Source organism: Devosia sp. (assembly GCF_035944845.1).
In the GTDB taxonomy this organism is placed as follows: domain Bacteria; phylum Pseudomonadota; class Alphaproteobacteria; order Rhizobiales; family Devosiaceae; genus Devosia_A.
On record NZ_DASZAW010000071.1, the window covers coordinates 1 to 20,871 of the forward strand.

The window sequence follows — 20,871 nt, forward strand, 5'->3', positions numbered from 1 at the left end:
CTTCATCGTCGCCGCCATCGTCGCCGATTTCGTGCTGCGCCGCACCGTGCTCGGCCGCAACCTCTATGCCACCGGCGGCAACCCCGAAGTGGCGCGCCTCGTCGGCATCAACACCACCATCTACAAGATCGGCGCCTTCATCACAGTCGGCGCGCTCTCGGCCTTGGCCGGCATGTTCGTCATGGCGGACCTGCAGTCCGGCACCACCTCGATCGGCTCGGGCTGGGAGCTCATCGTCATCGCCGGCGTGGTGGTTGGCGGCGTGAGCCTGTTCGGTGGCGCCGGCACCATTGCCGGCGGCGTGGTCGGCATCCTGATGCTCAAGGTGGTGCAGTCGGGCCTCGTGGTCATCGGCGTCAACTCCAACTGGCAGCAGATTGCGGTGGGCGTGATCATGGTGCTGGCGGTCGGCCTCGATATCCTGCGCCGCCGCTACTTCACGGTCGGCGCCGGCGCCAAAACCGCAGCAGCCAAAAAATCCGACAGCAAGACATCGGGCGCCTGAGGGGGCTTCCGCACAACCGTTCAACGCCACGCGGCAACCCGCGGGCCAATGGAGGAGAGGAACCATGAACATCTCGAAGAGGACACTGGTGAAGGGCTTGCTCGGCGCCACGGCGCTGCTGGCAAGCTTCGGCACCGCCGGCGCCAGCTATGCCCAGGAGGTCAACCTGCTCTGGGTGCAGGCGATGAAGGATCACCCGGTGCATCGGCTGATGCAGGCGGGCTTCCTCGATAAGTGCAAGGAGCTCGGCTACAGCTGCGAAGTGGTGGGCGATCCCAGCGCCACCAACTGGGATATCCCGGCCACCCTGCCACTCGCCGAGGCGGCCCTGTCGCGTACCAAATTCAACGCCGTCGGCGTCTACGGCCCCGATCCGGCGATCTACTCCTACATCACCAAGCTCAGTAAGGAAGGCCTGCCCGTCGTCACCTGGCACGTGCTGCCGCCCGAGGGCACGGTCGATGGCCTGAAGGCCGCCGCCGCGCAGGATATCGCGGCCGCCGGCACCAATGCCGCCATCGCCATTGGCGACAAGCTAGGCGGCAAGGGCACTGTCGCCCTCACCCAGGGCGCTTCGAACGATACCGAAAATGCCATGTCCGATGCCTTCCGCAAGACCATTGCGGAAAAGTACCCGGACATCAAAGTGCTCGAGACTCAGATGGAAGGCTTTGAGCCCTCCGCTGCCGAGGGCAAGGCCATCGCCATCCTCCAGGGCAACCCTGATGTCACCGCCGCCTTCGGCACCACCGGCAACTCGATCCAGACCTGGTCGGGCGCGGCCCGCAAGACCGGTCGCGACGTGGTGATCATCGGCATGGACTATATTCGGCAGAACCTCGACCTGGTGAAGTCGGGTGCCGCCTACGGCATCGTGGCGCAGCCGCTCTACGAGGAAAGCGCCAAGGTCGCCGAACTGCTCGGCGCTTTGGCCAAGGGCGAGACCGTCACCTATATGAACGTCCTGCCCAGTAAGGTCATCACTGCGACCGATCTCGACCCCTATTACGCTATGCTCGAAAGCGCCGGCCAGTAAACCGGCTCCCGCCGCGCCGGCCTCCCCTGACCCGGAGGTCGACGCGGTTCTTCCTTTCTTGATTTGTCGCCGAGGCAGCACCCATGGACCCGATCTTTTCCGCCCGCGGCATCGTCAAGGCCTTCGCCGGCGTGCAGGCCCTGCGCGGCGTCGATTTCAACGTGCTGCCCGGTGAAATCCATGCGCTGCTCGGCCAGAACGGCGCCGGCAAATCGACGCTGGTGAAGATCCTCAACGGCGTCCATCCCGCCGGCTCCTATACCGGCGAGATCACGCTGGCTGGCCAGCCGGTGAGCTTCGCCTCGCCCGCCGCGGCGCGCGCCGCCGGTGTCGGCTACGTGCCGCAGGAAATCGAGGTGCTGGAGCAGCTCTCGGTGGCCGAGAACGTCTTTGCCGGCCATACCGGGCTTGGCGAGGGCGTGTTGATCTACCGGCACAAGCTCGAGGATCGGACCCGCGCCATCCTCGATGACCTTGGCCTCACGATCGACCCCAGGGCCATCGTCGCTTCACTCACCTCGGCCCAGCGCCATCTGGTGATGATCGCCCGCGCCCTGGCCTTGAAGCCGCGCGTTCTGATGCTCGATGAGCCGACCGCGTCGCTTTCCGGCACCGAGGTCGAAGCGTTGCTCGAAGTGCTGCGCCGTCTGAAGCGACAGGGCGTCACCATGATCTACATCACTCATCGCCTGCCCGAGGTGCTCGCCGTCTGCGACCGCGCCACCGTGCTGCGCGACGGGCGCGTTGCGGCGGAGCTGGGCCGCGAGGAATTCGAGGAAGACCGCTTCATCTTCGCCATGTCCGGCCAGCGGCTGCAAAAGCTGTTCCCGCCGCACGAGGCGCCGGTCGACGCCCGCCCCATGCTGAGCGTCGAGCACTTGAGCGTCGCCGGCAAGCCCGGCGCCATCTACGGGGCGCGCGATGTCAGCTTCTCGGTGGCCGCAGGCGAGATCGTCGGCCTTGCCGGGTTGCTCGGTTCGGGCCGCAGCGAGATTCTCCACGGCATATTCGGCCGCGTCCCCGCCGATGGCACGGTGAAGGTCGATGGGCAAGCCATCGCCATCCGTTCGCCGCGCGATGCGCGCGACGCCGGCATCGCGCTTCTCACCGAGGACCGGAAGCGCGACGGCCTGCTGTTCAATCTGCCCGTCGGCGCCAATATCACCATCGGCAATCTCGACCCGCTTTCGGCCCGCGGCATGGTGCGCGGCGATCGCGAGCGCAGCGCCATTCTCGAGGCGATGCGCCAGCTCAACGTCAAGGCCTCCTCACCGCAGGCTTCGGTCGCCCACCTCTCGGGCGGCAACCAGCAGAAGCTGCTGTTTGCCCGGGTGCTGATGCGCGCCCCGAAAGTTCTGCTGCTCGACGAGCCGACCAAGGGCGTCGATGCCGCGACCCGGCAGGAAATCTACCGGCTCGTCGTCGAGCTCGCGAGCAAGGGCGTGGCTTTGGTCGTCGTCTCCTCGGAGCTCGAAGAAGTGCTCGGCCTCTGCGACCGCTGCCTGACCATCGCCGATGGTCGCATCGTCGATGCGTTCAAGCGTGGCGAAGGCGGTGAAGATCGCGTGCTGCGGGCCGTGGCGGCGGCGCAGGCGGAGACGGTGCGGGCGGCGACTTAACCAGCGTCTAGGGTGGCGCCTTCTCCCGCAAGGGGAGAAGGCGATTGCTGCACCATCGAGAGCCTAAATCCGAAACGCCTCGAACGTCAGCGTGCCCTCGGCACTCTCGCCCGGCGCCAGCATGATCACTCCATCCTCCGCATCGCCAAACCCGTCCGGCCGGTTGAATGCCCCCGACGCATTGGTCTGCGGCTCGACGCAGAACACCTTGAGCGCCGGATCGGCGTAGAACATCACGTGCTTGTAGGGCGCGTCGCCCGTCATGGTGATGCCGGCGCCGCGGCTTGGGAAGCGCAGCGTGGCGCTGCCGTCCCAGCCGCCATAGTCGCTGCAGCGCCAGTAGATCGGCAGCGGCGCGGCCGTGTTGAAAGAAACCTCCGGCGGCAGCGACACCCGCTGCCCGATCATGCCCTCGGGCTCGTTGAGGTGGAAGCTGGTCGCGCCGAACTCTACCGTCGTATCGGCGTCGCGCTCGAACCAGGGATGGTGCCCGAAGCCGAAGGGCATGCGGCGCGCGCCGGTATTGGTCACCCGCGTCAGCAGCGTGAGCCCGGCCTCGCTGAGAGTGAACTGCTGTTCTGCCCGATAGGAGTAGGACGATGGGTCTGCCACCTCGAGGCGCAGCACTGCGTCCGTCGGCCCGGTCTGCTCGGCGCTCCATGGCCGATGCCAGGCGGTGCCGTGCACGTGGTAGATTTCCGGCGGGTTGTTCGCGGCAAAGTTGTAGTGCTGCCCTTCGAAGGTGAAGGCATTGCCGCCGATCCGGTTGGCGAACGGGATCATCGGGAATGATGCCACGCCCAGCACATTGCCGCTGGCCCGATTGGCGTCGGACAGCGGCCGCATCACGTCGATACCCTCGATCTGGAAGCGCGCTATGCTGCCGCCGATCGCCGGCGCGAGCTCGACCGCCAGCTGCCCGGCCCTGAGTTCGAGGTGTTCAGAAATTGCGACCATAGCCGGCGCTCCATCCGCCATCGACCGACAGCAATTGCCCGGTGGTGTAGCTGTTGAGCGGATCGCAGAAGAACAGCGCCGTGTCGGCGACCTCCGCCACCGTGCCGGGCCGCTTCACCGAGGCATGCCCGAGCATTGCCGCGTCGCCTGCCAGCAGCGGCTCGCCCACCGCGCCGACCCCCAGCGCGTTCACCAGCACTCTTGGCCCGAGCTGCATCGCCATGGTGCGCACCGTGGCCATCACCCCGGCCATGGAGACGGAAAACTCCGCGTGCCGCCGCATCGGCATGCCGGCCGCGGCCGACACGAGGAACAGGATGCGCCCGCTGCCGCGCGAAAACATCGCCGCGCCGCTGGCTCGCGCCGACGCCAGCTGCATCGCCGGATCAAATTCGGCATCGGGCAGCAGCGGCAGCGATACGATGAGGATATCGGGCACCGGCGCCACGGCGTCGACTGTTGCCCCGCTGGCGCGCAGCGCATCGAGCACTGCCATCGCTATCGCGTTCTGCTCGCCGCGCAACTCGACGAATGTGTTCTCAAGTTCGATCCGCATGCTGCGCCTCACATCATGTAGCCGGCGGTCCAGCCGCCATCGACAGCCAGCACCTGGCCGTTGATGTAGCCGGCGCCTGGCGAGCTCAGGAACAGTACCGCCTCGGCGATTTCCTCGGGCGTGCCGGGACGTCCGAGCGGCAAGTGCTGCATGAATTCCGCGGTGCGTCCGGCGAACTTGCCGTCGGCGCCATAGAACAGCGAACGCGTGCCCTCGGTCATGATCGAGCCCGGCGCGATGGCATTGGTGAGGATGCCTTGCGGCCCCAGTTCCAGCGCCATCGAGCGCGTCATGTGGATGATGCCGGCCTTGGCCGCGACGAACGGGCTCTGCAGCCGCATCGCCGCGAGCCCCACCACCGAGGCAATGTTGATGATCCGCCCGCCGTCGCCCTGCCTGACCATGGGCTGCAGCGCCGCGTGGCTCATCAGGTAGAGCCCATCGAGGTCGATGCGGGTGATCCGTTCCCACTCCTCGAGCGGGAACTTGTCGATGTTCACCCGGTGGACGAAGCTGTTGACCCCGGCATTGTTGACCAGGATGTCGATCCGGCCATAGCGGGCGATGGTCTCGGCAACGCCGGCCTCGGCCGAGTCGCGGCTCGAAATATCGATCACCGCCGGCATGGCATCGGGCAGGGTGGCGGCGTAAGCCTCCGCGCCCTCGCGGTTGATGTCGGCGATGACGACTTTGGCGCCGTTGTCGCTCAGCCGCCTTGCGATGGCCTGGCCAATCGCACCCGCCGCGCCGGTGACCAGGGCCACCCGCCCGTTCAACTCAACCTGCATCGGCACGACTCCTCCAGCCCCGCGCCAATGCTATTATAATATCTGGGCTGAAGCGGCAATTGCGCTTTGGGATGATGGGGTGAGCTTGCCCCAAAGCACGTGGCTGCGCTCGATCCTGAAACACCCACCGGCTGTCATCCCAGCGAAAGCTGGGGGGGACCCAACTCGCAGCCTGCGCAAGTGGACAACTGGGTCCCAGCTTTCGCTGGGATGACACCGTGGCTGGGGGGCTTGCAGCGGGTCAGCCGGACCGCTCGCTACCACCACCGCTGTTCTGTGACACGGACGGTGGCTATTTCGTCCGTGAGCCCCTCAGTTCGCCCTGAGCAGCGTCAGCCCTAGCGGTTCGCCGTCGGCGTTGAACGCTTCGCGCTCGCCGGTTACCGAGTCGCGATGCCATTCGGCCACCGCACCCGCCTTCAGGTGCAGGTGGAAATCGGCGCGCATCACATTGATGAAGCCCATTGCCGGCTTCACCGTCTCGATGGTGCCGCGCCAGAACTGCTGGAAGCCGGGACGTCGGAAGCCGATCACCACGGGGGACTGCGCCGCCTGCGCATCCTCGAGCGGCAGGCGGCCGGGATCGGTTTCGCTTGCCTCGATCCGCTCGCCTGGCGGGGTGTCGGGCTTCGCCTCGATCGCCGTGCCCGCGCCGAGCGGCGCCACGGCTGCATCGAATGGATCGATACCGTCAAAGCCGACAATGCCGCAGATATAGCTGCCATCGGCGCGGTTGAGGTCGATACGCGGATAGGCCTTGTCCTTCATCACGCTGGTGCGGTCGACAATGATCTCGGCGATGCTGGCAAGCTCGATCCGGCTCTCGTGCTCGGCCCCGCCGATCACCGCCCAGCCGTTCTCGAAGCTGACGCTCTCGACCGTGCCGATCCGCTCATGCGTTGCGCCGAGGTGCCGCGCCGTCACCATGAGCCTGCCGATGGCGGGAAGGGTGGCGAGGACGTCCTTGGCGCTGGCATCGAGGCGGGCGCGGGGCAGGGTGGTGGGCTTATCGAGCATTGGTGGTTCCTTAGGCGAGTGCGGGTTCGAGTGGCGCGGTGGGCGCTGCCGGAGCAGTGCCCAGTTCCACAGTGGTGAGCGGGGTTAGGCCCTGCGGCCTGCGATGGGCGACGATGACGAAGGCGGTGTCCGGCAGTTCGCGACGCAGCAGCGTGAACAGCTCAGTCTCCGAGGCCACGTCGATGGCGCTCGTCGGCTCGTCGAGATAGGCAAAGGCCGGCCGCTGCAGCAACAGCCGGGCCAGCGCCAGGCGCTGCAGTTCGCCGCCGGAGAGGTCGCCGCTCGCCGTTTCGTCATCGATGAACATCACATCGAGCCGGTGCCCCAGCCCCACGGCCTCAAGTGCCGCCTGGCGCTGTTCCAGCGTGAAGGCATCGGGGCCGGAGGGGTAGGCCACCGCGTCGACGATCGGGCCGAGCGGCACATAGGGTTGCTGCGGCAGGAACAGCGCCGGGCCGGCGGGCAGGCTGATGCGCCCTTCGGCATGCGGCCAGAGCCCGGCGATAGCCTTGAGCAGGGTGGTCTTCCCCAACCCGGATGGCCCGGCGATCCACACGGCCTCGCCTGGCGCCACCCTGAGTGCCGCCACATCGAGCAGCGGCTTGCCGTCGGGCAGACTGAGGGCGAGGCCGGCAATATCGAGCTGGCCCCTTCCGGGCTGCGTGACGCCGGCCGCCTGGCCGCGCCCAGCCGCGCTGATGAAGCCATCGAGACGGGACGATGCGGCGACGAGGTCGGCGAGGTCGCGATACGAGAAGATGAACCACGAAAGCGTCGTGACGACGCTCGAGAACGCCGTGCTCACCTCCATCAACCCGCCGAAATTGACGCTGCCGGCGAGGAAGGCGGGCAGGGCGACGAATAGCGGGATGCGCAGCACCGTGTGCTGGTAGGGATAGGTGAAGCAACTGAGGATCAACTCGCGGTTGATCAGCCGGCGCCAGTTGCCCATGATCCCGCCGAAGCGCTGGTCGAGCGTGCGACGTTCGGCTTCCTCGCCCCCGAGCAGGGCGATCTCGTCGACATTGGAGCGCATGCGGGCCAGCGCGAAGCGGAAATCCGCCTCGCGGCGCTGCTGCTCGACATAGAGCTTCTTCAGCGGGCTGCCGAGCACGTGCGTCAGGAGCGAACAGAGCGCCACATAGACGAAGGCGGCGACCAGCATGTAGCGCGGGATCTCGAAGTCGAGGCCGATAAAGGCGAGCGACAGCGGGAACGACGAGAGCTGCCACAGCAGCGCCACGTAGGAAAAGATCGCGACGATATTGGTGATGAGGTCCAGCGCTTCACTCAGCATGCCGCTGACGAACAGCCGGCAATCGTCGGCGATGCGCTGGTCGGGGTTATCCACCCCACCGCCATTGCCGCCGAGGCCTAGGTAAGCCTTGTTGCGGAGCCACTTGTCGCGCACCGCTTCGGTCAGGGAGCGCCGCCAGCGGATCAGCACCAGCTTGTTGAGGTATTGCGCGCTGAGCTCGCGCATCGAGTTGAGCAGCACGATGATGCCGAACACGCCGATCTGCGTCAGCGCCGCCTGGGCGTCCACCGCCTCGAGCGCCGAATAGAACTCCTTGGTCCATGAGATGATGCGGAGCGTCGCGTAGACACCGCCGAGCTTCAGCGCCACCACGGCAACGAACAGCAGCAGCCCCAGTTTGCCACCGCGTCCGCTGATGCAGAGCTTGAGCAGCCGCCAGAACTGGCCGAGCACGCGGATCATGACGTGGATCTCCAAAAGCAAAAAAAGCGGGAGAGCCATGGACGAGGCCCGCCCGCGGAGTGGGTGTGGTTAGAACTTCACTGAGGCACCGACCTTGAAGGTGCGGCCCGGGCCGGTCTGCAGCTCCGGCGGAGCGTTTCCGGCATTGGTGCCACCCGGGAACCCCGGCAGGTTGTAGCTGCCGATGGTGTTGGGGAAGTACCGGGTGTCGAAGATGTTCTGGACGCCAGCCGTGATCTCGATGTCCTCGGTCGGCTTCCATTTGGTGAAGGCGTCGAAGATCGCATAGCCGCCCGGCTTGAAGGCGTTCGGGTCGTTGCGGTGCTCTACGCCATCGGCAAAGGTGCCGAACACTTCGAACTCGAGGTTGTTCTCGGGCAACTCGTAACGCAGACCCAGCACCGCAGTCAGCGGCGTTGCCCGCTCGTACCAGTTTTCGGCTGCGGTGGGCGTCGTCTGCTGGCGGCCATACTGGTAGGTGATGGCGGCGTTGACGAACAGGTTCTCGTAGACCTCCAGTTCGCCGGCAAGCTCGATACCCGAAAGTTTCACTTTCGACAGGTTGATCGAGGTGTAGGTGTCCGGCGCCACTTCCTGCAGGCGTTCGATGAAGTCGGTATAGTCCGAATGGAAGGCCGTGGCGCTGAGCCAGCCCTTCTCGAATTCGCCACGCACGCCGACTTCGTAGCTCTTTACCGTCTCCGGACGCAGGTTCGGGTTGGGGATGACTTCGCCGCCGGAGAATGGATCGAGGCTCGACACGAACAGCTGCTGGCTGGTCGGCATCTTGTAGCCTTCGTTGTAGGCAACGTAGGCCGAAACGGCGTCGGTGAACTGGTACTTGGCCGACAGGCTCTTGATCAGCGTCCGCGAGTCGATCTTTTCCGGCTTGAAGCCCGGCAGATAGGTCGGCGCCTTGCCCTTGGTCGGGTCGATCGAGTAAGTCGCGTAGCGCAGGCCGGGAGTGATCGTCAGCTTCTCGTCGAAGAGCTTGATCTCGTCCTGGACATAGAGGTCGGCGCGCACCGTTTCGACGTCGGGGAAGCTGAAGCCGTTATACTCTGTGTGCCCGGATACGCCGGTCCGTGAGTTGTAGGTGTCGGTGTAGTCGTCATAGAGCGTATTGGCGATGTCGCCATCGAAGCCGTAGGTCAGCGTATGGCTGCTGCCGCCGAGCTCGAAGCTGGAGATCGCCTGGATTTCGGCCTCGAGGAAGGCCTCGCGATAGTCACGCACCGCATGGTTGGTGGTATAGTAGGACACCGGCAGCGCGTAGCTCTGCTTCTTGAAGCTGTCCGTGCCGCGACGCTGTGGCGAGTAGCTGACGTTCCACTTCAGGCTGTCGATGAAGCCGTTGTCGATCTGCCATTCGTGTTCGACGGCAAAGCGCGGCCGCTCGACAATCACCGAGCGGGTCCACTCATCGACATTGTACTGGCTGGTAGTGGTCGGCGTGCCGGTCACGGCGTTGGCCGAAGTGTCCACCTGCTGGACATCGGTCTTGCGGTTGTTCCATTCCGCCGTGACTTCGACGCGGTGATCGTCATTGGGCGTCCACACTGCCTTGGCCATGGCGTTGTAAGCCTCGGCATCGGTCGGGAAGAACTTGTCGCACGACCAGTTCGGCGCGCGCGCGCAACCCCAGATGCCGCCATCGGCGCGAGCATTGGACAGCGTCGCCTCGTGGGATGAGACGTGCCCGAGCGAGCCCAGCACCTGCAGCCCATTGCCGAAATCATAGGCGGCGTTGATCTGCTGGCGGAAGCTGCGGTCGTAGCTGTCGAAGGCGGTCTTGATTTCCACCGCCCAGGGCTTGTCGCTGTCATAGAGCAGGTCTTCAGGATCGAGCGTCTGGAACGACACCACGCCGCCCAACGCATCGGCGCCCCACAGCACGCCGGCCGGGCCTTTGATGATCTCGACCTGCTTCATATTCCACGGATCGATCACATCGCGACCGCCGTCGATGATGCTCTCGATGGTGCGCGAACCATCGACCTGCATCTTCACCCGGTTGCCGCTGACGCCACGGATGGTGAAGCCGCCCAGTTGTGCCCAGGGCTGCGTGGCGGAGGAGGAGCGATCGACCTGCACGCCCGGCTCCAGCCGCACCAGGTCCTGGATATCGCGGACCATCCGCTTTTCCAGCGTTTCGCTGTCGATGACGGTCACCGTCGCCGGCACATCCAGCACGCTCTTGGCGCTGCGTGTCGCCGTGACCGTGATGCGCTTGAGGATCGTCGTCTGCGCCTCGGTCAGTTCCTGTGCCGCGACCGGCTGCGGAACCGCGCAGAGCAGCGCCGCGGCGCTGATGCCGACCAGATACCAAGGTGAGATATTCACGCGTGCGGATGCACGCGCGACATGCGGCCGATAAGACATGCCTGCCCCCAAAAGAAACCAAGATGTTGGCTGGCTGTCGGCGCGCCGCACGCCGCGTGGCTTGCTGTTTCACGGCCCGTCCCTGGACCGGTGTTCACGCTCTATTAAAGCTGAGTTTCAGAGTCAAGTTTAAATGCTATTGCGCCAGTTCCGCCGTGCGGTTGTAGGCGGCAGTGAAGCCGGCAAGTGACAGTGGCACCGTCACCGGCTGCCCGTCGTCGACCTTGACGCCAGTAACTTCCAGCGTCGTGCCGACCTTCATGGCGCTGAGCGCCACCTCGTCGAGATCGAGTGGCACGAGGCACCCGGTCTGCACGCAGGTGAGGAAGGGCAGGGCCTGACCCAACTGCTGGCCATCGATGCCGAGCTGGATGCCGGCGTCCAGCCTCAGCCCGAACGCCGTCAGCAGCATGCCCTCGGCCTTGTTGCCGGTGGGGGCTGCAAGCTCGACCGCCACCAGCGCGCTGCCGGTCTGCGGGTTGCCGGCGGTCTGCCAGAAGGCGCAGTCCTTACCGGCTTCGACCAGGGTGCAGTTCACCGTCCAGCTGCCATGCGCCTCGTTGAGCGCCGAGGCGCCACCCGGCAGCGTCGCCTGCTGCGCCAAAACCGGCGCTGTCAGCAGCGGCAGGGCTGAAGAGATCAGCAGCAGCGCGGTGAAGAGCGGAGCCTTCACGACGCGACCCTCGCGTCCTTCAGCGGCCGGTTGAGCGCCCGGCGCGCTTCGCCGGCCATTTTCACCAGCGTCATGTGCATGTCCTTGGACGAGGTGAGCTCGCTCTCGAACCAGATGCGGCGGACATCGTCGCCGTCGATGAGGTCCATGCCTTCGGCGTCGACGCCGATCAGCCGCCACTTGCCCGGCGCCGCCTTGGCGAAGTGCTCGGCATAGAGCCCCACCGCCTCGCCATGGTCGTCGTTCATATGCTCGATCGCATCCGGCTCGCTTGCTGCCAGCTCCGGGTTGGCCGGGTTGGCGTTCAACAGATGCTCGCGCGTCAGCGCGTAGGCACGACCGAACCCGCCATTGTAGGAGGCGCTTTTCGGCTCCAGCCGGAAGTAGCGGAAATCGCCGAGGCCGGAGTAGAGCTTGGCCTTCTGCTGGTGGATCAGGTAGCGCGTGTCGAGGCGAACATGCTCCGCGCTGTCGCGCTCCACCTGGCGTGCCTCACAGGCGATGGTGACGCGGGCATGTGCCAGCGGGTCGCCCTTGCCCGGATGGCCGAGCAGCAGCGAGCAGCGCGAGTCGGCGAGCAGCGCCCCGGTATGGGCGGCGAGCTTCGAGATCAGGATGATCGGCGCTCCGTCATAGTCGGTCGAGACACCGACGCGTGTGGCGATCGGCCAGCCGGTGCCCGGCTCGAGCGTCGCGATCGCGCCCGATCGCGCCGTCCGGATCAGCGTCTTGGCTTCGCGCACCGCCTCGGCGGTGGTCTCGAGCAGCACGTCCTTCTTTTTTTCTTCGGTCATCGTCGCACTCACTTCTTGAAATAGACCGGCACCGTGAACGACCAGCTCGATCGTCCCGCTGCCTCGGGTATCGGGGGGAAGGGCGCGGCGCGGTCAACCGCCGCCAGCGCGGCAGTGTCGAGCGCGGCGTTCCCGGAACTGCGGGCCAGCGCGACTTTCGTGACTGTACCACTGGCGCCGACGGTAAAGCTCACCAAAGCTTCGCCCGCATCGCCTCGAGCTTTCGAGGGGTACTTGGCGGCGCGGGTGACCTTGGCCTGCACCAGACCGGGATACTTGCTCGCAGCGGCGCTGCCGCCATCATTCTTCTTGCCGGCGCCGCCGCCCGATTTCTTCGCGGCGCTGTCTGCTGCCGCGTTGCCGCCGTTGCCGAGGCTGGCCTGCTTCGATGGCGGCTTCTTCTGCGGTTTTTTCTCGGCGGGCTTTTCAGCTTTCTTCGGCTTTTCCGGCGGCTGTTCCTTCGGCTGCTCCCTGGTCGGCTCGACGGCCTTGGCGACCGGCTTGCGGACGATACGCGGCTTGGGGATCGGCGCCACCTCCAGTTCTTCTTCGACCACCGGCGCGAGGCTGGCCGTCTCGAGCGGCTTTACCACCTCGAGGGGTCTCACCAGTGCCGGCGGAATCTGCTGGGTCGGCGGCTCGGGCGTCAGCTGAGCGAGTGTCGCGGTGCGCACCACCTCGAGCGGGTCCGATTGCGACGGCGCGACGCTGTCGGCAACCTCCGCGGCCGCGGCATCGACCATCTGCGGCATCACCGCTTCGACCGGGGCGATGGGATCGGCGGCGGCAGTCAGCACCTCGGCCGAAGCGATCTCTTCACTTTCGGTCGGTGTGACTTCGGCGACCTCGACCGGCGCTGCCACCGCTTCGACGGCCTCGGCCGGCTCGGCCTCCGCCACTTCGACCACCTCGGCCTCGGCGGTCTCAGGTATGTCTTCCGCCTCGACTTCGGCGCCTGCCGAAACCAGCGTCTCTGTCGCTTCGCTGATCTCTTCGGTCGGGTTGCTCGTCGCCGTGTCGACCGAGATGATCTCGACGGCAACCGACTCCGCCGCCGTTTCGTCGATTGCCGGCTCAAGGTTGAGGAACACGAACGCCCCGGCGATCAGCCCGATGTGGATACCGGCGGAGGCGAGGGCGGCCTTCTTCATCTCATTGCTCGCGCTGCTGCGTGATCAGGCCGATGCGGGCGTAGCCGGCACGGCTCAGATCGCCCATCACCTGCATGATCAGCCCGTAATCGGCGGTGGCGTCGCCCCGGATATAGAGCCGTTGCTGCGTGCCGGCCTCTCCGGCCGCGGCGCCGACGGCGCCAAGCAGCGTCTCGAGCGAGATCTCGTCTTCGCCGAGATAGACCTGGCCCTCAGGGGTCACCGAAATGGTCAGCGGTTTCGAGCCCTCGACCTTCATCTCCGGCGCGTTGGTCTGCGGCAGGTCGATCGGCACGCCCGAGGTGAGCAGCGGCGCCGTCACCATGAAGACGATCAGCAGCACCAGCATCACGTCGACCAGCGGCGTCATGTTGATCTCGCTGATCGCCCCCCGTCGGCCCCGTCGACCGCGCGCGCTTTGCAGCGACATGCTCATCAGGCGTTCCCCCGCGCGTCGAGCTGCCGCGACAGCAGCACCGAAACCCGGTCGGCAAACGCCTCGAGCCGGCCGATCAGCCGGCCCGCGTCGCCCGAAAGCTTGTTGTAGGCGATCACCGCCGGAATGGCGGCGAGCAGCCCGAGCGCCGTGGCGAACAGCGCCTCCGCAATGCCTGGCGCCACCACTGCGAGGCTGGTGGATTTGGCCGCCGCAATCGAGGTGAAGGCATTCATGATACCCCACACCGTGCCGAACAGCCCGACGAACGGCGCCGCACTCCCCACGGTTGCGAGGAGCGACAGGCTGCGGTCGAGCTTCTCGCTTTCGGCCGCCACGGTGGTGTCCAGCACGATGCGCAGCCGCGCCTGCAAGCCGCCGGAACTGGCGGCATTGTCGGCGTGGCTGCCGTTCCATTCTTCCATCGCCGCTGCGAACAGCGCGCCGAGCCCAGAGCGCGGGCCGTCCTTCAGCCGGGCATAGATCTGCGTCAGCGGCTCGCCTGAGGCGAAGATCCTGTCGAAGGCCTTCATCTCGCGTTTCGCTTTGGCATAGGCGGCGGCCTTGGCGAAGATCACCGCCCAGCAGGCGATCGAGGCGAACAGCAGCCCCAGCATCACCGACTTCACCACCCAATCCGCCTGCATGAACAGGGCGAACATCGACATGTCATGTGCCGCCGCCACCGGCTCCACCGCTTCGATCACCGTTTCCATCAGATGCCGAACTCCACGCCATCGAGGCGCGATGCGGTACTGAGGCCACTGAGGCAGACTTTCGGGTCGAGTCCGGTGCCCTCGCAGGCCACGACGTCGTTGATCAGCACCCGGCTCACCTTGTCGCAGCCGAGCTCGCCGATATCGAACTGCAACACCCGGGTCTTGCCCTCCGGCATCGCCTTGAAATCCAGCGACACCAGCCGCTCGATGCCGCCGCCCGCACCGAACAGCGCGATCTCGAAGGCCGAACGCGTCAGCTCGGTGCCAAGCCTGTTGGTGGCGAGGAAGGTGACGCGGCAGCCGGTTTCACTCGGGGTCAGCGCATTGAGTTCGAGCGCCAGGCCGGGAGCCGGCGGGGCCTCCTGCGCGAGGGCCGGGGCGGCGCACAGCGTCGCCAGCAACAAGAGATGGGTGAGGCGCATGGGCGCTCCTATTTGTTGAGGACGAGTTTGCCCTGCCGGGTGATCCGCAGCCGATAGGTGAGGCCCTGGTGCGCAATGCCGATTTCGGTGGCGCCACCGAACAGTTCTTCGGTGGTGAAGCTCGGCAGGTTCGCCTGCGTGTCGGTTTTCGCCGTCGCCTCCGGCAGCGCCGTCATGTCCTCTAGATCCTCAAGTCGCACCCTGGTCACCCCGACCGCCTGCCGTAAGTTTAAAACATGAGTGTGATTATCAGAATTACGCCGACGCGCAAGCGCCACAATGTCGCTCGGTCGGCGGGGGAGGGGTGGCACGGGCCATAGCGAGGGGAGGCCCCGGCCCCGAAGAGCCAGCGCGCGGCGCGACGACGCGGTCCCCTAGCTTGCCAGCCGGCGGATCGCCTTCTTCAGCGCGGCGATCCGAAAGATGGCGTTGGCGGCGCCGTAGCCGCGATAGCCACGGCGCTCCACCACTTCGAAGAAAAAGCCCTGGCCGAAGGTGGTGCTGTAAAGCTGCAGGTATTCGCCCCACTCATCGCGGTCGTAGAGGATGTTGTGCTTGCGCAGCCGGCCGGTGAACTCGGGCTCGAGGCCGAAACGGGCTTCCACGTCGTCGTAGTAATTCGGCGAGATCTGCAGCGAGCGGAAGCCATTGGCATCGAGCGCAGCGGCGCTGGCGAAGATGTCGCTCGTTGCAAAGGCGATATGCTGGATGGCCGAGCCGAGCTTGTCGGCGAGGAAGTGGCCGGCGAGGGTCGCGCTGTTTTCGGCGCCGTTCATGGTGATGCGGAGCGCTCCCGAGCTGCTCTCGATCACCTGGCTGCGGACCACCCCTGAGGGGTCGACGATATCCACCACCGGGGTTTTGTCGGCCAGAAAGATCGAGCTGTAGAACAGCAGCCAGGTCGGCATCTCGTCATAGGGAACGGTTTGCGCCAGGTGGTCGATGCTGTTGAGACCGGCTGGTCGCGGCAGTTCCTCGAAATCGAGACCGGCCGGTTCGAAATCGATCTGCTGAAACCGGCCCAGCTTGCTGGCCTCGTCGACGAGATAGAGCAGGCTTCCGCCGATGCCGCGGATGGCCGGAATCTCGAGTTCACCCGGCGCCACGGCTTGCTGGAATTGCTCGGCGCCCAGGGCAAGCGCCCGCGCCATGGCAGCGCTGGCGTCGTCGACGATGAGGGCCAGTGCATAGGCCGACGTTCCCTGCAGCTTGAAGGCGGTGTGGGCATAGCCGGAACCCTCGGTGTTTATGATGATCCGGATTTCGCCCTGCTGGTAGAGCGTCACCTGCTTGGAGCGGTGCTCGGCGATCCTCGTGAAGCCCAGCGTGGTCAGCAGGGCGCCAAGGTTGAGGGCGTCTGCCGCATCGGCTGAAAACTCGACGAAAGCCACGCCCTTGACCTCGATGCGGTCGGGAATCGGCTCGAGCCGCAACGTCTCCGACCCGGTCGAGCGGCGCACTCGATCGCCGAGGTAAATCAGGGAGCGGTGGCCGTCTGCGGCGATCGATCTCGCAGAACCGCCGCGAAACTGATCGTTGAAGATTTCCAGCGAGAAGTAGCCGTCATAGCCGGTATCTACCACTGCCGCGGTGAACTCGGCCACCGGCAGGTCACCTTCGCCGGGCATGTTGCGGAAGTGGCGGCTCCAGTACAGCAGGTCCATGTCGATCTGCGGCGCATCGGCCAACTGAACGATGAACAGCTTCTCCCTGGGGATCGAGCGGATCGAGTTGATCTCGATGCGGCGGGACAGGCTGTGGAAGCTGTCGAGCACCAGCCCGATATTGGGATGGCTGGCTCGCCGCACGATTTCCCAGGCATCGCGGTGGTCGTTGATGTGCTTGCCCCAGGCCAGCGCCTCATAGCCGACACGCAGCCCGCGCCTCTTGGCACGTTCCCCCAGTTCACGAAAGTCGTCGGCCGCCCGGTCGATGCCGCCCAGCGCCAGGGTCGAGACATTGGAGCAGACAAGCAGCAGGTCCGTTCCGAGCTCCTGCATGATGTCGAACTTGCGCTCGGCGCGATCGAAGGTGCGTTGCCGGTGCGATGGCGGCATGCCTTCGAAGTCGCGGAACGGCTGAAACAGGCTGATCTCGAGGCCGTGGTCGCGCACCATCCGGCCAACATCTGCCGGGCTGCCATCGAAGGCGAGAAAGTCGTTCTCGAAAATCTCGACCCCGTCAAAGCCGGCAGCGGCGATAGCAGCCAGCTTGTCGGGGAGTTCGCCACTGATCGAGACCGTGGCAATCGAGGTCCGCATCGTCTCCTCCAATAAACGAACTAGTTCGTACATAATCGGTAGAGACTGATCTGGTTGCGGTCAAGTTGCCGGCAGCATGGCTATTCGGCCGGCAGTTTCTCGGGGCGGACGATGTAGCGGAGCACCATGTCCACCGAGTTGCGCATCAACGCGGCCTGCGCCTTGGCGGTGCTCAGGTCGCGGCCGAAGAGCTTCGAGAACGTCGCCCGGTTGGAGACGTTGAAGAAGCACAGGGCGCTGATCTGCCAGTGCAGTTCGATCGGGTCGAGCCCGGGGCGGAACAGTCCTTCCGCCACGCCACGCTCATAGAGCGTCTCGATGGTGCCGATGGCGGTGACGTTGAGCTGTCGGATCACCTTGGATTTCTCCAGGTACTCGGCGTGGTGGATGTTTTCGATCATCACCATGCGGATGAAATCCTCATGCTTGTGGTGATGCTCGAAGGTGAACTCCACCAGCCGGCGCAGCGCATCGAGCGGCGACAGCCCGCCGATGTCGAGCTTGGCCTCGCCCTCGCGGACCTTGCGGTAGGCGTTCTCCAGCACGGCCAGGTAGAGGCCTTCCTTGTCGGCGAAGTAGTAGTAGATCATCCGCTTGGACGATCGGGTGCGTGCCGCGATCTCGTCGATTCGGGCGCCCGACAGGCCGTTGAGGGCAAACTCCTCAGAGGCGACTTCGATGATGTTGTGCCGCGTCCCCTCGGGGTCTTGCGTGCGGACCCCGCTCTGAGCTTCGGGTTTTGCGGCCTTGGGCGCCATGTAAGCCGTTCCTCCGTCCCTCCCGGCGGAGAGATTGACTAAACTAACCAGTTCGTACATCACTGCGCGTACGTAGCCAGACCATTATCGGTCGGGCGGGCCGAATGACAAGGGTGCGACGTCCGATCCGGGCGACGGCGCCCCGGGGCGGCTGGTGGAGACGAAGTTGATTTCAGCCGTTGTCGACGAGGCCCGGAGGCAACTGGGCGACCTGGTCGCGACGCGCCGCAAGGCACCATCGGCGGGTGGTCGTCAATTCGTCGTCGGGCTGCTGGGGCGCGGCATCCAGGCCTCGAAGACGCCCCGCATGCACGAGCTCGAAGGCCGCCGCATCGGGTTCGACTACACCTATGTGCTGATCGATTTCGATACGCTCGGGCTGGCCGATCATGACCTGGGGGCAATGATCGAACTGGCCGAGGCACTGGGCTTTGCCGGCCTCAACGTCACCCACCCGTTCAAGCAGGCCGTGCTGCCGTTGCTGGACGACCTTGCCCCGGAAGCCGCAGCGATCGGCGCGGTGAACACCGTGGTGTTCGGCACCGGCCGCCGCCTCGGCCATAACACCGACAGCTGGGGCTTTGCCGAGAGTTTTCGCGAGGGGCTCGCCGGCGCGTCGATGGAGGCCATCGTGCAGTTCGGTGCCGGGGGCGCCGGTGCGGCAGTGGGGCACGCGCTGCTGTCGCTGGGCGGGCGCAAACTGACGCTGTGCGAGACCGAGCTCGATCGCGCCAAGCGCCTCGCCGAGCGGCTGGGCGAGCGCTTCGGTGCCGAGGTGGAGGTAACGGACGACCCGGCGATAGGCCTCGCCGGTGCCACCGGGGTGGTCAACACCACGCCGGTGGGAATGGCCAAGTACCCGGGACTGGCGTTTCCAGGCGAACTGCTGCGCGCCTCGCACTGGGTTGCCGAGATCATCTACTTCCCCGCCGATACGGCGCTGCTGCAGGCGGCGCGCCGGCTGGGCTGCCGCACGCTGGGAGGCACCGGCATGGCGGTCTACCAGGCGGTGAAGGCCTTCGAGCTGTTCACGGGGACGGCACCGGATCGAGCCGCGATGCTGGCGCATTTCGAGGCGGAGAGTCGCTGAATCCTCAGTCCGGGCCGCCCTCCGCCCGCAGGGAGAGGGGTTCCCGACTGCGCGTTCGAGGCACTACCGGCCGATCGCGCGGCTCCGCACCACATGCTCGATGCCTTTGTTGACGTGTGCCTCGAGCAGCCTCTGCGCGGTCTTGCCGTCGCGGGCGAGGGCGGCTTCGAGCAAAGCGAGATGATCGTCGGCGACCGGCTTGCCGCGGAAGCTGCCGGCCAGCATGTGGTAACGCACGAAGCGATCGAACACCGAGGTGTGCATCGCCATCAGCGAGCGGGAGCCGCAGGCCGAGATCAGAGACTCGTGGAAGCTGCGATCATAGCGGATCCATTCGGGGGTGCGGTTGCTCTCGCCGGCGAGCAGCCGCTTTTCGATGGCCGCCAGCTTGTGGTGCGCTGCAACCACGCGCCCCTCCCATTCGAGATCGCCGGTGGCGAGCGACAGCGCCAGGGCGTGGTTCTCGAGCAAGAGGCGCAGGGCGCCCAGCTCCCGCAGGTCGGCTTCCGACGCCGGCGCGACCGCAAAGCCTTTCTGCCCCTCGGCAACGACGAAAGCCTCGCTGGCGAGCCGGGTCAACACCTCGCGCAAGGTGCCGACGCTGACTTCGTAGCGCTGCCTGAGGCGGTCGAGCGTCAGCTTGTCGCCCGGGCGGAGCACGCCATGGATGATGTCGCTCCGAATGGCCCTGAACGTCACCTCGCCGATACTGTCCGCCGCGTCGTCCATACCTGCTCCGTTCGATATCGGATGATACCACAATCATCCGATAAAATGGATATTGACGAATGACAAGTCGGGGGTCCAGTGTCCCGGGGATGGCGAGCGGCCGACAGGCAATGCCGTCGATTGACATGTACGAACCATTTCGTACAAAGTGACGGACGCCGACGGACAGCAAGATCCGGAAGGCGAGGGAGTCCGCCGTCGCGGGCTGATCGAGGGATTGCCCGCGACGCGGGTGGAAGGAAGCGACGCTTCCAATTGGGAGGATGACATGAGTTTCCATATTCGGCGGCGAGCGACCCTGTTCGGCGCAGTCGCACTTCTGGCGGCTACCGTGATGACGCCGGTCCTCGCGCAGGATAAGCCCGTGCTGCGCTTTTCGGCGGTGTTCTCGGAGCAGGATATCCGCGCCGAGATGATGAAGCAGTTCGGCGAGGGCGTCGCCGGCTTCGCGACGCTCGAGCCGTACTATGGCGGCAACCTGTTCAAGCAGGGTACCGAGTTGGTCGCCCTGCAGCGTGGCAACCTCGAGATGGGCAATATTGCCCCCCAGGACGTCTCGAACCAGATCCCCGCCTGGTCGGTTCTGACCTCGGGCTACCTGTTCCGCGACGCCGCGCACCTGCGGGCCTTCTTCGACAGCGAAACGGGGGCCGAGTTCAAGAAGATGGCCGAAGACCAGCTCGGCATCCGCATTCTCGGGCCGACCTATTTCGGTATCCGGCAGGTGGGCCTGCGCATTGACAAGGAAATCAAGACTCCCGCCGACATGGCCGGCGTGAAGCTGCGCATGCCCGGCGGCGACGCCTGGCAGTTCCTCGGCACGGCGCTCGGTGCCAACCCGACGCCGATGGCCTACGCCGAAGTCTATACGGGCCTCCAGACCGGTGCGATCGACGGCCAGGACAACCCGCTGCCCAACGTCGAGAACATGAAGTTCTACGAAGTGATGAAGCAGATCGTCCTCACCTCGCATCTGGTCGGCTATGATCTGCTGGTGATCTCGAAGGCGGCCTGGGACAAACTCTCGGCGGCGGACCAGGAAGCGCTGCAGGCGGCGGCCACTGCCGCCATCGACTTCAGCCAGGCCAAGCACGTCGAGCGCGAGGCCGAGCTGCTCAAGAAGTTCGAGGTCGATGGCCTCAAGATCTATGCGCCCGATGTCGAGGCGTTCCGCGCCAACGCGCAGAAGCTTTATCTCGAGTCCGAGCTGGCCAAGAGCTGGCCGGAAGGCGTGCTGGACAGGATCAACGCGCTCTAG

General features: G+C 65.7%; 21 protein-coding genes. 5 read left to right on the forward strand and 16 right to left on the reverse strand.

Going from position 1 to position 20,871, the window contains the following annotated elements:
* From VGV07_RS13670 to VGV07_RS13680, 3 genes are all read left to right on the forward strand, one after another.
* A partial coding sequence (locus tag VGV07_RS13670) for an ABC transporter permease (protein WP_414649950.1) occupies positions 1-505 on the forward strand: 505 nt, incomplete at its 5' end.
* A gap of 64 nt (positions 506-569) precedes the next feature.
* On the forward strand, positions 570-1,541 hold the full coding sequence (locus VGV07_RS13675; RefSeq protein WP_326869264.1) for a sugar ABC transporter substrate-binding protein: 972 nt from the start codon (positions 570-572) through the stop codon (positions 1,539-1,541).
* An 83-nt stretch (positions 1,542-1,624) separates the two neighbouring features.
* A complete protein-coding gene (locus VGV07_RS13680) occupies positions 1,625-3,160 on the forward strand; it encodes a sugar ABC transporter ATP-binding protein (protein ID WP_326869265.1) in 1,536 nt (511 codons plus the stop codon).
* A 63-nt stretch (positions 3,161-3,223) separates the two neighbouring features.
* Here the strand turns inward: VGV07_RS13680 and VGV07_RS13685 are convergent, their stop codons facing one another.
* The 15 genes from VGV07_RS13685 to VGV07_RS13755 all read right to left on the reverse strand — a co-directional run bounded on the left by VGV07_RS13685 (position 3,224) and on the right by VGV07_RS13755 (position 17,794).
* Positions 3,224-4,117, reverse strand: a complete 894-nt coding sequence (locus VGV07_RS13685; RefSeq protein WP_326869266.1) for an aldose 1-epimerase — start codon at positions 4,115-4,117, stop codon at positions 3,224-3,226.
* A complete protein-coding gene (locus tag VGV07_RS13690) occupies positions 4,101-4,673 on the reverse strand; it encodes an SDR family NAD(P)-dependent oxidoreductase (RefSeq protein WP_326869267.1) in 573 nt (190 codons plus the stop codon). Before VGV07_RS13690 ends, VGV07_RS13685 begins: the two co-directional genes overlap by 17 nt.
* Before the next feature lie 8 nt (positions 4,674-4,681).
* Complete coding sequence (locus tag VGV07_RS13695) at positions 4,682-5,461, reverse strand: SDR family NAD(P)-dependent oxidoreductase (protein ID WP_326869268.1); 780 nt, start codon at positions 5,459-5,461, stop codon at positions 4,682-4,684.
* Between the two features lie 312 nt (positions 5,462-5,773).
* Complete coding sequence (locus VGV07_RS13700; RefSeq protein WP_326869269.1) at positions 5,774-6,478, reverse strand: hypothetical protein; 705 nt, start codon at positions 6,476-6,478, stop codon at positions 5,774-5,776.
* Positions 6,479-6,488: 10 nt separating this feature from the next.
* Positions 6,489-8,198 carry an ABC transporter ATP-binding protein/permease gene (locus VGV07_RS13705; protein ID WP_326869270.1) on the reverse strand — a complete coding sequence of 570 codons (1,710 nt, stop codon included), beginning with the start codon at positions 8,196-8,198 and terminating at the stop codon, positions 6,489-6,491.
* Positions 8,199-8,267: 69 nt separating this feature from the next.
* Positions 8,268-10,541, reverse strand: coding sequence for a TonB-dependent receptor (locus VGV07_RS13710; protein ID WP_326869271.1), 2,274 nt, complete (start codon positions 10,539-10,541; stop codon positions 8,268-8,270).
* Between the two features lie 175 nt (positions 10,542-10,716).
* The gene (locus VGV07_RS13715) at positions 10,717-11,253 is read right to left on the reverse strand and encodes an invasion associated locus B family protein (RefSeq protein WP_326869272.1); all 537 of its coding nucleotides are present in this window, start codon (positions 11,251-11,253) and stop codon (positions 10,717-10,719) included.
* Positions 11,250-12,047 carry a HugZ family protein gene (locus VGV07_RS13720; protein WP_326869273.1) on the reverse strand — a complete coding sequence of 266 codons (798 nt, stop codon included), beginning with the start codon at positions 12,045-12,047 and terminating at the stop codon, positions 11,250-11,252. The genes VGV07_RS13715 and VGV07_RS13720 overlap by 4 nt, the downstream gene beginning before the upstream one ends.
* Positions 12,048-12,055: 8 nt before the next feature.
* Positions 12,056-13,198 (reverse strand): TonB family protein, encoded by a 1,143-nt coding sequence (locus VGV07_RS13725; protein WP_326869274.1) that lies wholly within the window; start codon positions 13,196-13,198, stop codon positions 12,056-12,058.
* A gap of 1 nt (position 13,199) precedes the next feature.
* On the reverse strand, positions 13,200-13,634 hold the full coding sequence (locus VGV07_RS13730; protein ID WP_326869275.1) for an ExbD/TolR family protein: 435 nt from the start codon (positions 13,632-13,634) through the stop codon (positions 13,200-13,202).
* The gene (tolQ, locus tag VGV07_RS13735) at positions 13,634-14,338 is read right to left on the reverse strand and encodes a protein TolQ (protein ID WP_414649953.1); all 705 of its coding nucleotides are present in this window, start codon (positions 14,336-14,338) and stop codon (positions 13,634-13,636) included. The genes VGV07_RS13730 and tolQ overlap by 1 nt, the downstream gene beginning before the upstream one ends.
* 11 nt (positions 14,339-14,349) lie before the next feature.
* Positions 14,350-14,775 (reverse strand): hypothetical protein, encoded by a 426-nt coding sequence (locus VGV07_RS13740; protein WP_326869277.1) that lies wholly within the window; start codon positions 14,773-14,775, stop codon positions 14,350-14,352.
* Positions 14,776-14,783: 8 nt separating this feature from the next.
* The gene (gene hemP / locus VGV07_RS13745; protein ID WP_326869278.1) at positions 14,784-14,951 is read right to left on the reverse strand and encodes a hemin uptake protein HemP; all 168 of its coding nucleotides are present in this window, start codon (positions 14,949-14,951) and stop codon (positions 14,784-14,786) included.
* 198 nt (positions 14,952-15,149) lie between these two features.
* Positions 15,150-17,036, reverse strand: coding sequence for a bifunctional sugar phosphate isomerase/epimerase/4-hydroxyphenylpyruvate dioxygenase family protein (locus tag VGV07_RS13750; RefSeq protein ID WP_326869279.1), 1,887 nt, complete (start codon positions 17,034-17,036; stop codon positions 15,150-15,152).
* An 80-nt stretch (positions 17,037-17,116) separates the two neighbouring features.
* Positions 17,117-17,794: a TetR family transcriptional regulator gene (locus tag VGV07_RS13755; protein ID WP_326869280.1), complete on the reverse strand. Its 678-nt coding sequence runs from the start codon at positions 17,792-17,794 to the stop codon at positions 17,117-17,119.
* 166 nt (positions 17,795-17,960) lie between these two features.
* Here VGV07_RS13755 and VGV07_RS13760 point away from each other — a divergent pair, with 166 nt between their 5' ends.
* On the forward strand, positions 17,961-18,884 hold the full coding sequence (locus tag VGV07_RS13760) for a shikimate dehydrogenase (RefSeq protein ID WP_326869281.1): 924 nt from the start codon (positions 17,961-17,963) through the stop codon (positions 18,882-18,884).
* A gap of 63 nt (positions 18,885-18,947) precedes the next feature.
* Here VGV07_RS13760 and VGV07_RS13765 read toward each other — a convergent pair whose 3' ends face one another.
* Positions 18,948-19,613 (reverse strand): GntR family transcriptional regulator, encoded by a 666-nt coding sequence (locus VGV07_RS13765; protein ID WP_326869282.1) that lies wholly within the window; start codon positions 19,611-19,613, stop codon positions 18,948-18,950.
* Between the two features lie 268 nt (positions 19,614-19,881).
* Between VGV07_RS13765 and dctP the strand changes: the two genes are divergently transcribed.
* Positions 19,882-20,871: a TRAP transporter substrate-binding protein DctP gene (gene dctP, locus VGV07_RS13770; protein WP_326869283.1), complete on the forward strand. Its 990-nt coding sequence runs from the start codon at positions 19,882-19,884 to the stop codon at positions 20,869-20,871.

What these genes read in the sequence shown, in the direction of transcription:
- VGV07_RS13675 (WP_326869264.1), top strand. Translation starts at nt 570, where the DNA reads ATGAACATCTCGAAGAGGACACTGGTGAAGGGCTTGCTCGGCGCCACG.
- VGV07_RS13680 (WP_326869265.1), top strand. Translation starts at nt 1,625, where the DNA reads ATGGACCCGATCTTTTCCGCCCGCGGCATCGTCAAGGCCTTCGCCGGC.
- VGV07_RS13685 (WP_326869266.1), bottom strand. Translation starts at nt 4,117, where the DNA reads ATGGTCGCAATTTCTGAACACCTCGAACTCAGGGCCGGGCAGCTGGCG.
- VGV07_RS13690 (WP_326869267.1), bottom strand. Translation starts at nt 4,673, where the DNA reads ATGCGGATCGAACTTGAGAACACATTCGTCGAGTTGCGCGGCGAGCAG.
- VGV07_RS13695 (WP_326869268.1), bottom strand. Translation starts at nt 5,461, where the DNA reads ATGCAGGTTGAGTTGAACGGGCGGGTGGCCCTGGTCACCGGCGCGGCG.
- VGV07_RS13700 (WP_326869269.1), bottom strand. Translation starts at nt 6,478, where the DNA reads ATGCTCGATAAGCCCACCACCCTGCCCCGCGCCCGCCTCGATGCCAGC.
- VGV07_RS13705 (WP_326869270.1), bottom strand. Translation starts at nt 8,198, where the DNA reads ATGATCCGCGTGCTCGGCCAGTTCTGGCGGCTGCTCAAGCTCTGCATC.
- VGV07_RS13720 (WP_326869273.1), bottom strand. Translation starts at nt 12,047, where the DNA reads ATGACCGAAGAAAAAAAGAAGGACGTGCTGCTCGAGACCACCGCCGAG.
- VGV07_RS13725 (WP_326869274.1), bottom strand. Translation starts at nt 13,198, where the DNA reads ATGAAGAAGGCCGCCCTCGCCTCCGCCGGTATCCACATCGGGCTGATC.
- VGV07_RS13730 (WP_326869275.1), bottom strand. Translation starts at nt 13,634, where the DNA reads ATGAGCATGTCGCTGCAAAGCGCGCGCGGTCGACGGGGCCGACGGGGG.
- VGV07_RS13740 (WP_326869277.1), bottom strand. Translation starts at nt 14,775, where the DNA reads ATGCGCCTCACCCATCTCTTGTTGCTGGCGACGCTGTGCGCCGCCCCG.
- hemP (WP_326869278.1), bottom strand. Translation starts at nt 14,951, where the DNA reads ATGACGGCGCTGCCGGAGGCGACGGCGAAAACCGACACGCAGGCGAAC.
- VGV07_RS13750 (WP_326869279.1), bottom strand. Translation starts at nt 17,036, where the DNA reads ATGCGGACCTCGATTGCCACGGTCTCGATCAGTGGCGAACTCCCCGAC.
- VGV07_RS13755 (WP_326869280.1), bottom strand. Translation starts at nt 17,794, where the DNA reads ATGGCGCCCAAGGCCGCAAAACCCGAAGCTCAGAGCGGGGTCCGCACG.
- VGV07_RS13765 (WP_326869282.1), bottom strand. Translation starts at nt 19,613, where the DNA reads ATGGACGACGCGGCGGACAGTATCGGCGAGGTGACGTTCAGGGCCATT.
- dctP (WP_326869283.1), top strand. Translation starts at nt 19,882, where the DNA reads ATGAGTTTCCATATTCGGCGGCGAGCGACCCTGTTCGGCGCAGTCGCA.